Origin of the sequence: Clostridium sp., from assembly GCF_036569345.1 — a bacterium.
In the GTDB taxonomy this organism is placed as follows: domain Bacteria; phylum Bacillota; class Clostridia; order Clostridiales; family Clostridiaceae; genus Clostridium_AD.
Genome location: NZ_DATCQT010000092.1, coordinates 1 through 1,582, shown reverse-complemented (window position 1 = coordinate 1,582; position 1,582 = coordinate 1). Strand labels below are relative to the sequence as shown.

The 1,582-nt window shown below is 30.8% G+C and carries 2 protein-coding genes; both read left to right on the top strand.

Annotation, left to right across the window (positions count from 1 at the left end; genetic code table 11):
* Positions 1–349: Bax inhibitor-1/YccA family protein (locus VIM70_RS09660; protein WP_331945546.1), on the top strand; the 349-nt coding region annotated here is incomplete at its 5' end.
* 258 nt (positions 350–607) lie between these two features.
* The coding region (locus VIM70_RS09655; protein WP_331945545.1) for an AAA family ATPase at positions 608–1,582 on the top strand (975 nt) is incomplete at its 3' end.

Genomic DNA, 1,582 nt, shown 5'->3' with positions numbered 1-1,582 from the left:
AATTACTGTGTTTGCTCTAACTTCATTAATGTTTTTAAGTAGTGGAATGGTAGGGATAACAACAAAGAAAGACTTAAGTGCAATAGGTCAATTTGCCATGATGTTTGTAATAGGTTTAATTTTACTTACTATTATGCAAATATTTTTTGTTTCTTCTGCATTCAATTTAGGTGTATGCTTATTAGGTATAATAGTATTTGGTGTATTAACAGCATATGACATGCAGAAAATAAAGCGTATGCAAGAACAAAGCAATGATATGCATGGGATAGTGCTTGCGGCATTATCTTTATATTTAGACTTTATAAATATATTTTTGTTTGTATTGAGGTTATTTAGTAGGAGATAGTAGTTAAGAGGACAGGCCAATCTACTCTATAGTAGAAAGACATTAAATTTGAATTAATGTTTAATATAACGAGGACAATTTTGATATCCTATAAGCGAAGAAGTCCAAAGTGGTTTATTTGCCACAAGGAATATACAGAATAAGAAAAATACTCAATCACTTGCTAAACATCTGAATACTATGAAAGTGATGAAAAGTAACTTTAGAAGAAATAGCAAGTTTAAAAGGCAGTATAAATTTAAAAGGATGGTGTATTAAATGTTAGATAAACGTAGTATAGTAATAAAACCACAGCAAAAAGAGCAAGTTCACGAAACAAGGGTAACAATAACACCAAAAATGATAAAAGAACTATTAGATCAGTCTATAATAGGCCAAGAAGGGGCTAAAATAGAGTTATCTATTGAATTACAAAATCATATGATAAGGATCGCAACTGGTATAGATTTAGAAAAGCATAATATATTACTAACTGGACCAACAGGTACTGGAAAAACTTTACTAGCCAAAAAATTATCAGATATTGCCCAAGTACCATTTGTTATTGGTGATGCTACAAGTTTGACCGAGGCTGGATATGTTGGTGATGATATTGAGAGTATGATATACTCACTTTTAGTAAGGGCAGACGGCGATATTGAACTTGCCCAGAAAGGGATTATATTTATTGATGAACTTGATAAGATAGCCAAAAAGGGTGAGACCATGACTATTACAAGAGATGTATCAGGTGAAGGAGTTCAGCAAGGATTACTTAAGATGGTTGAAGGTAGTATTGTTAGAGTACCAGAAGGTGGAGGTCGTAAAAATCCCACAAGTAAAATGATTGAGGTAAATACAACTAATATTTTATTCATTGCAGGTGGATCTTTTGATGGTATTGAAACTATTGTAGAAAATCGTCTTAAATTCACTCCTAATAATAGATTAAAACAGTTTAGTAAGCCAGGAATTGTTAGATCATTAGGTTTTAATGTATCTAGCACTGTAGAATCAACTGTAAAGAATTATGAAAAAGATTACGAATATACAAAGTATCTTAGATCAAATATAATTAAAAAAGATTTGCAGGAGTTTGGATTAATTCCAGAGTTACTTGGTAGATTTCAAGTATTATCAAATTTAGATCCATTATCAAGAGATAATCTTATTGAGGTACTTAAGCTTGATACTAGTGTATTTGAACAGTATAGAAAGATATTTGCTTATTTGGGTAAAAATCTTGAGTTTAAC